Origin of the sequence: Streptomyces marianii (assembly GCF_005795905.1) — a bacterium.
GTDB classification, from domain to species: domain Bacteria; phylum Actinomycetota; class Actinomycetes; order Streptomycetales; family Streptomycetaceae; genus Streptomyces; species Streptomyces marianii.
The window spans coordinates 330,321-338,184 of the sequence record NZ_VAWE01000002.1 but is presented as its reverse complement, the minus strand read 5'-3'; the positions used below and the strand labels follow the sequence as shown (position 1 = coordinate 338,184).

The window sequence follows — 7,864 nt, the reverse complement described above, 5'->3', positions numbered from 1 at the left end:
GCCGGAGCGGGACGCCTGTGGCGGCGCGTGCGGTCAGCCGGTCGGGGCCGGTCGGTCGAAAGGCGGGGGCGCAGGTCTTCGTAGACCGGCTGGACGCCGACGCGGGCGAGGAAGTCGTCGGTGAAGGCCAGGGACGTCTTCCACGCCCAGGAGGCCAGTCCGTGGCCGAGGCGCCGGTCGGGGAAGGGCGGGTGGCCGGTGGTGGCGAACGGGTGGGGTGCGATCGGCAGGTGGGCCAGGTCCTTGGCGATCCGGTCGTCTGCCTGCCGGCGCCGACCGCGCGCCACTCGGGCCGGTAGTGGACCAGGGCGTTGCGCAGGCGTCTGAGCACGTCGGCCGACTGGAACGGCTCCTCGCCCTTGTTGAAGGGGTTCCGGCGCAGCAGGTGGAGGACCAGCTGCGCGCGATCCAGCAGCGACGGACCGCCCACGCCCCATGCCTGCTGCAGGCCGACGAGGGCGGCGCGCTCCTCGGCGGTGAGGCCTCCCTGCCGCCGCCCATCTCGAGCTGGTCCTCGGCCGCCGAGGCGAGCAGTTCGTTGACGGAGGCCTCGAGGAAGGCGAACGCCGTCAGGACGGCGCCCATCGCGTAGGTCCGTGCTCCGCCGCCTGTGCCGCGGACCAGGCCAGTCCCTGCGCGCGGTCCTGCTCGCCGGGCGGGTCCGGGCTGCGCTCCAGCTCCGCGCACCGGCGGCACAGCAGCGCCGCCGCGAGCGCGTGGTCGCGTGAGTACCAGTGCCAGGACTTCACCGCTGCGTCGTACGCCGTCGCCTTCGCCATACCGGCATCGTGCGCCGTGCCGGCGATCGCCGCGCCGCGGACGGGCCGCCCGGGGCGGGCCAGGCGGTCACAGGGCCCGCGGACCACAGGGCCGGCAGGGGGACACCACCGGACCCGCGGCACGGCCGGGCGGCAGGACGGCGTCCGCTCACCCGGGCGAGGGCGGCGCGGGATCAGCCGCGGGGCCGGCGGTGCCGTCGGCTGGCCGCTGCGCGAGGGCCGGCGCGACGTACTGGGCCACCACCTCCCCAAGGACGGTGAAGACCTGGTCCGCGCGCTCGCTGCGCGCGCTGCCGAACGACTCGCGGGGAGCGGTCAGCAGGGCGTGCCAGTGCCGGCCGGTCATCCGCTTGTTGCCGGCCGCCCGCAGCGCGTACCGCACGCCGCGGTTGCCCTTCTCCCGCAGCACCGGCTGTTCCGGTGTCACCAGCCGGTACGCGGCCGTGGCGAGGGTGTGGCGCAGCGGCAGCGGGACCTGCTTCCAGAACGGGTCGCCGCTTCCCGGGAGCAGCAGTCCCTGGGCGGGGCCGTTTGCGGCGCGGACCGGGCCGGTGTCCTGGGCCGTGCCCGGCCGGCGCGGGCGGCGCTCCCCGGGCGGCGGCCCGGCCGGCGGCGCGTCCTGGTCGGGCGTCGGCGTACCGTCCTGGTCGGACCGGGGCTCCGGCGGGACGCCGGTGCAGCCGCCGGAGCGCTGGTGGGCGGCCAGCCCGGCCGGCGCTCCCGCGTACGCGCAGCCGGCGCACCGCACCCAGCCCGCCTGTTCGACCGCTTCCTGGACCACCGAGCGGTCCGGCCCGTAGCCGGCGCGCACCAGCCGCTGCGGCAGGCTCTCGCCCTGGACCGCGCGCAGGGCCGCGGCGGCGGTGATGTCGTGCCCCGCGACGAACCAGCGGCCGATCTCCGCCTCGCCGCCGCATCCGCAGAAGCAGTTCCCCGTCGGCACCAGCCGCGGTCTCCTCGATTCCGTCATGCCCGGGGACGCTACGGGCCGCGGCCGTCGCAGGTCGACGCTTTCACGATCTTGACCGCACCTGTCCGAAGGTGACCAGCCGGTGAGCGTGGATGACCGGCGTGCCCGTGTGGCGTGCTGAGCGGACGCGGCATGTGAGCGTGGTCTGTCAGCGCGCTGATGCAGCGCGCATGTGCTGCTTGACCAGTGTGTTCGCCGGTGCGTCGCGCTGCAGGTGCGGGCAGCGGCGGCCGGCGCTTCGGCCGTGTTCGGGGCCCGGCGGGCCGGACCGGTTTCGTGCCGTGGAGCCGGCGGCGCGGGAGGGGCGGCGCGGCGCGCACCTCCTCCCGCGCGGCCCGCCGGGGGCGGGGCGGTCAGCCGGCCGGGGTGTGGGCGGCGTCCACCTCGCCGGCGTTGATCAGCGCTTCGCGCAGCTGCGCGACGGTGTCCGGGCAGGGGTGGGCGGTCATGGCCTGCGCGGTCTGCAGCAGGGCGCGGGCGTACGGGAGAACGGCCTGGGTCCCCCACACGTCCGCGGGACGGTCGAGGAGTCGGGCGGTCAGCAGGAGTGCGTCCCGGTCGCCGGGGTGCGCGGCCGCGCGTTCGGCGGCGGTGGCGGGCGTGTGCGGCGGGGTGTGCTCGGCGCTGGCGCGGGCCAGGGGCAGCCACACCGCGTCGTCGAGGGGAAGGTGGGCGAAGTAGCCGGCGCCGGCGAGCGCGCCGGGCGGCAGGTGGGCGGTGAGCGCGGCCCGCCACACGGCGGTGAGCGCGGCGAGTTCCTCCCCGGTGGCCGGCCGCGGGACGGTACGGGTGAAGTGCAGGCGGCCGGCCGCGATGTCGCCCCACGCCGGATCGAGGCGCCAGGCCATGACCTGCAGCAGCCAGGAGACGGCGGCCGGGCCGCCGGGTCCGGCCGCGATCTCGGTGAGGGCGCCGGCCGGGTCGCCAAGGGCGTACGGGTCGGCGGTGAGGGCGTGCGCCAGGTGCTCGGCCGGGCCGCCGGCACCGTGGCGGAGGGACGCGAACAGGGCGGCGCGGTCCAGGGCGGTGAGCAGCGGCGGGTCGGCGGGGCCGGTGTGCAGCCAGGCGGCGGCCGGTGTGGGGCGGCCGTCCAGGGCGGTGAGCGCGGGGTGGCCGGCGGCGTGGCCGGGGGCGTGGCGGTGCAGGGCCGGCAGCCGGGGGCCGATGGCGGCGGACACCGCCGGCCGGGCCGGGCCGGCGGCGAGGACCCTGGCGAGGAGATCCAGGACGTCGGCGGGCATCGCGGCGCCGGCGCGGGCCCGGGCCGCGGCGTAGTCGAGCAGGCACTCCAGGGCGCGTACCGCGGGGTCCGGGCGCTGCGGCCCGCCGGCGGGCGGCACCTGCGCGGGCGGGGCCGCCGCTTCGGCGGGGCGGGTGAGGGCGTCGGCGAGGGTGTGCAGGTGGGCCAGGGCCTCGGGCAGCAGCACGTCGTCGAGGCCGGCGGCGCCGTCGGGCCGGTTCCATGCCTGGGCGAGCAGGCCGAACAGCGCCTCGTCGGCGAACAGGGCCGCGGTGTCGGTCTGTTCGCCGGCCGTCCCGGGGCCGGGAAGCGAGCGGCGCAGCTGGAGCGCGCCGGCGATGGCGTGGGAGAGGTTCCGGTCCGGCAGGGCGCCGGGCAGGTGCGCGGCGGCCCGGACCGCGGTGAGGTAGAAGCCGCGCAGGGCGGGCGTGCGGAGCGTGGCCAGGACGGCGGGCACGTCCGCGGTCCAGGCGTCCGGCGCGGCGGCGACGAGCCGGTTCAGCAGGCCCGCGTACACCTCGGCGCCCCGGTCCCCGGCGGCGTTCAGGGCGGCAGCGGCGGCCAGCGGACCGCGGGCGGCCGCGAGTTCCACCAGGTCCTCGCCGTCGACGCCCCGGGGCGCGGTGAACGGCTCCGGACGGGCGGCGGCGCGCGGGTCGGCCGGACCGTCGGGGCCATGCGGCGCAGCGCGGCCAGCAGCGGCTCGAAGCCGGCCAGCAGCCGCGCGGGCAGGACGGGCGACCAGTCCCACACACGCAGCCAGGACGCGAGCGGCTCGAGACGGCCGTCGGCCCGTCGGCGCCCGCAGGCAGGACCTCGTCGATGTCCCGGCTGGACGGAGGCGTGCCGAGAGCCGCGCGCGCCGCCTTCTCCAGCGCGGCGGCAGCATCCGGCGGGCAGGTACGCCACACCGCCTCGACGAGGCGCGCCGGCTCCGGATCAGGACGGCCGCCCAGCAGCCGCGGAACGAGCTCGTGGGCGCGAGCCTGCCACTGGGCCGCCTCCTGCGCGGGCGGCGCCGACGGGGCCGTGCACGAAGGCGAGGGAACCGCGTCCTCACGCCTGTCCTCATGCATGTCCTCTTGCAGGTCCTCATGCAGGTCCTCATGGGAGTCCTCATGCATGTCCTCATGTGAGTTCTCATGCGGGTCGGGGACGCGGACGGCAAGGTGCGCGGCCCAGATCAGGTCGTGCAGCCACGCGTCGGCGGCGGCGACCTTCTTCCACTGGGCGGTGCGCTCGGCCAGCATCTCGCCGGCGTCCGCGTCCGCCGCGGCGAGGTCGAGCACGGCGCGCGCCAGGCGGGGTCCGCCGAACGCGGCCGGCGCGGTGAGACGGACGCGGTGAAGGTCCTCGTGGAAGACGACGCGGCGGGCGGCCGGGTCGGTGAGCTCCACGTCCCGGGCCAGCCGGGCCGCGACGACGGCGCGGATCATGCGGACCTGCGGGTGCGCCCCGGCGCCGGGCCCGTCCGGGTGGGCGCTCGCCACGAGTTCCTGCAGCAGGCGCCCGACCAGGTGGTCCGGCATCCGGGCGGCCTCGGCGAGCGCCGCCCGCTCCCAGTCTTCGGGGTCGTCGAGCAGGACCCGGCCGACGCCGGTCCCAAGGAGGCCGGGGTACTGCGCGGCGGCGCGGGCTCGGGCGGCCGGACCGGCGCGGCGCACACGGGCGGCCGCGTGCTCGGCCTCGACCGTCATCTTCAGCAGGAGCTCGACCACGAGGACCCAGTCGCGGTCCCGGGCCGGGACGGGCACCGCACAGGCCCACTCGGCCGCCAGGCGCAGCGTCCACCCCTCCGGCGGGGACACCACCTCTCCCGCCGGGCGGGCGGCGGCCTGTCCGGCGAGCACCGTACGCACCAGGGCCGCAGGGAGCAGTCCGGGGCCGCGGCCGGCCAGGCGCAGCACCGCGTCCAGCGCGGGCCGGCCCGCGGCCGCGACCTCCTCGGCGTGCTCGGCCAGCCAGGCGCCGGCCGCGGGCGGGTCGGCAGCCGCGAGGTCCTCGAAGAACACGCCGGCCGGCCACACCCCGCCGGCCGGGGCGTCGGGCAGCAGCAGGTGCGGCGCGTGCTCCTGGAGGACCGGCAGCCAGGCGGCGGCGGGGCGGGAGCGGAAGAAAAACGCGGCGGCACGCGGGTCGGCCCACCGGGCCAGCTCCAACGCGTGCGCGGCATCCGGGCTCTCGAGGGCGGTGAGTTCCAAGACCCGGGCGGCGCGGCCGGGCAGCGGCACCAGCAGCTGACGGGCCGCGGCGAGAACCTCGGCGTACAGGCGGGCCGCTCGGCCCGCCTCGGCCACGGCACCGTGCAGGGTGCCCGACGTCGTGCCGTACACCGCGCCCCACACGTCCAGCGCCGTCTCCTGGGCGACGCCGAGCTTCACCCCCATCAGGCGCTCGGCGATCCCCACGGCCCGGCCCCGGTGGTAGCCGCCCGGCCGGGCCAGCTGCCCGCGCAGCACCTCGGCCGCCGCGCTCACCCGCTCCCACGCCTCCTCAACCCCCGCGACGCCGGAGGACGCGAACGCCGACGGGCCGGCCGGGGCACCGGAGGCGGCCGCCGGGGCGGCACCGGCGGCCGTCCGGCTCGCCTCCGGGACGGCGTCGTCCCGGCCGGCCGGAGCGCCGCTGACGGCAACCCGCGCGGCAGAGACGGCGTCCACGGCGTCGAGCAGGCCTGCGGCCGCGGACTTCAGGCCCACCGGAACGGCCGGAGCGCCCGGCAGGCTCAGCAGCGCGTCCGCCGCGCCGCGCAGACACGACTCCGCGACCTCTCCCGGCCGCTCCAGAACGGTGCCGGTCAGGATCCGGCGCGCATCACGCAGCAGCCCCAGCGCCCGCACACCCGGCTCACCCTGCGCGCACAGCGCCGCGGCCAAGACCTCATCGACATCCGGCAGTTTGGTCCCGCCCTCCGGCGGCTCGGGCAGTCCGGCCCCGCCCTCCGGCGGCTCGGGCAGTCCGGTCCCGCTTCCCGGCGGTGTCTCAGTGCTCACCGGTGCACCGTAGAACCCTGTGCGCGGTACTCACACCCGAACCAGACAACCCACACCCGGCGGGCGGGGCCCCCGCCGGGCGCGACGCCGGCAACGGCGGGGGCCGCGGCCCGGCGGCAGCAGGGCGCGGCGGCAGCAGGGCGCGGCGGCAGCAGGGCGCGGCGGCAGCAGGGCGCGGCGGCGCGGGCGGGGCGGCGACGCGACGGCAGGGCGGCCCGGCGGCACGGGGCGGCGGACCGGCGGCCGGGCGGCGGACCGGCGGCCGGGCGCGGCGCGACGGCGGCGGACCGGCGGCGGCGGACCGGCGGCGGCGGACCGGCGGCACGGCGGGCGGGCGGCGGCACGGGGCGGTCAGGCGGCGGCGGCACGGCGGGCGGCAGCGCGGCGGCGCGGCGCGCGACGGCGACGGGACGACGAGGCGGCGGCGGCCGGGCGGCGCGGGGCGCGGAGGCGGACCGGCGGCGGCGGACCGGCGGCGGCCGGGCGGCGGCACGGCGCGGCGGACCGGCGGCAGGGCGTGACAGCGGCGGCAGGGCGTGGGCGCGGCGGGGCGGGGGCGCGGCCGGGCGGCGGCGCGGGGCGGCAGCGGGACCGCGGCGACGGCAGCGGGGGCACGGCCGGGCGCGGCACGGCGGCGCGGCGGGGGCGCGGCCGGGCCGCGGCGGCGGACCGGCGGCCGGGCGGCAGCGCGGGGGCGCGGCGGCCGGGCGGCGGGACCGCGGCGCGACGGGGACGCGGCGCGGCGGCGGACCGGCGGCGGCACGGCGGCGCGGCAGCGGCAGCGGCCGCGAAGACCGCGTCGGACGCTTCTGGAGGGCACCGGACATCCCCAGCAGCCCGGTAACCGCCCGCGGACGACTGCCAGCAGCGGGAGCAGCCGGGCGGCGGGCCGAGGACCGCGCGCGGGAGCGGGGCGGGGACGCGGGCTCGTCGGTCATGCCCGGCCTGGCAGCCCGGGTCCACCCGGCCCCTGCTGGCCGCCGCCGGGCGGGCGGCCGCTGCGGTCCAGGGCGGTGCGCCGGCTGCCGTAGTGGTGCTGGGGGCTGCCGGTGAAGGGCTTGACCAGACCGCGGGGAGAAGGGCTGTTCACGCCGTCGTCCGGCTCGAACGCGGTGACGACAACGGCGACTCCGCAGGCGCTCCGCAGACGGCGATGATGCCGCTCGGCCTCTTCGGCGTCCGCCAGGGGCCCGGTCTTCGTCCACTCGGTCTCACGGGCAGGCCCTGCGGCCTGGTCGGTCCAGTACACGCACGGCACCACCAGTAGCCGGCGCACCGCGAGCAGTCCGCCGGCGAACTCCTTGACGGTCAGCCCCAGATACGACAACTCGCCTGCGTAGTGGGCCAGCGCGGCCGTGCCGTCGGCCTCGAACTTCCAGTGCAGGTAGGCCGCCTGCTGCTGCATGGCGCGCTCGGGGACGCGGAGCGCCGCCTCCATCGACCCCAGCCAGCTGTTGCAGCTACGGCACACTGCGCCGCGCACGTGCCCCGTGACCGCGTCGTGGTCGACGGCGGCCGTCGGGCGGCGACGGCACAGCTGGCACTGCGGGTGACGGTCTCGGTAGGCGGCCCGCTCGCTGTGGGACATCCGCGCGTACAGGAGCGGCGGAGTACGGCGGGCTTTCCACCGTGCTCGGGGCACCACCGGCACCGGGACGGCCCGGGCGCCGCGTGATGCCGGTGCCGGTAGCACTCCTGGGCTTCCGGTGCTGCGATGCCCGCCGCAACCGTCATCGGCAGGAGGCGCAGCGGCGGGATCCGGACCGGGCGCGGAGGCGGGCGTCGTCTCCTCGTCCGGCACCGCTGCCGGAGCGCCACGGGCCGGCCTCGCCCCTCGCGTCCATCCCCACAGCATGGCCAGGCGCGCCCGGAGCCCGTCCGC

The 7,864-nt window shown here is 79.1% G+C and carries 7 protein-coding genes; 2 read left to right on the top strand and 5 right to left on the bottom strand.

What is annotated here, in order from left to right; genetic code table 11:
* Positions 1 to 287, bottom strand: a 287-nt coding sequence (locus tag FEF34_RS39605) for a hypothetical protein (RefSeq protein WP_199800779.1), incomplete at its 3' end; no start/stop codon positions are given.
* 11 nt (positions 288 to 298) lie between these two features.
* Here FEF34_RS39605 and FEF34_RS39600 point away from each other — a divergent pair.
* The gene (locus FEF34_RS39600) at positions 299 to 592 is read left to right on the top strand and encodes a hypothetical protein (protein ID WP_171053393.1); all 294 of its coding nucleotides are present in this window, start codon (positions 299 to 301) and stop codon (positions 590 to 592) included.
* Here FEF34_RS39600 and FEF34_RS39595 read toward each other — a convergent pair.
* From FEF34_RS39595 to FEF34_RS39585, 3 genes are all read right to left on the bottom strand, one after another.
* The gene (locus FEF34_RS39595) at positions 570 to 779 is read right to left on the bottom strand and encodes a hypothetical protein (protein ID WP_138058279.1); all 210 of its coding nucleotides are present in this window, start codon (positions 777 to 779) and stop codon (positions 570 to 572) included. The two genes, FEF34_RS39600 and FEF34_RS39595, sit on opposite strands and share 23 nt — an antisense overlap.
* A 148-nt stretch (positions 780 to 927) precedes the next feature.
* Positions 928 to 1,749 (bottom strand): hypothetical protein, encoded by an 822-nt coding sequence (locus tag FEF34_RS39590; protein WP_138058002.1) that lies wholly within the window; start codon positions 1,747 to 1,749, stop codon positions 928 to 930.
* A gap of 353 nt (positions 1,750 to 2,102) precedes the next feature.
* Positions 2,103 to 3,740 carry a hypothetical protein gene (locus FEF34_RS39585; RefSeq protein ID WP_138058278.1) on the bottom strand — a complete coding sequence of 546 codons (1,638 nt, stop codon included), beginning with the start codon at positions 3,738 to 3,740 and terminating at the stop codon, positions 2,103 to 2,105.
* Positions 3,741 to 4,131: 391 nt separating this feature from the next.
* Here FEF34_RS39585 and FEF34_RS41805 point away from each other — a divergent pair, with 391 nt between their 5' ends.
* A complete protein-coding gene (locus FEF34_RS41805; RefSeq protein WP_171053392.1) occupies positions 4,132 to 7,035 on the top strand; it encodes a hypothetical protein in 2,904 nt (967 codons plus the stop codon).
* Here FEF34_RS41805 and FEF34_RS39575 read toward each other — a convergent pair.
* On the bottom strand, positions 6,917 to 7,570 hold the full coding sequence (locus FEF34_RS39575; RefSeq protein ID WP_138058277.1) for an endonuclease domain-containing protein: 654 nt from the start codon (positions 7,568 to 7,570) through the stop codon (positions 6,917 to 6,919). The two genes, FEF34_RS41805 and FEF34_RS39575, sit on opposite strands and share 119 nt — an antisense overlap.
* Positions 7,571 to 7,864 lie beyond the last annotated feature (294 nt).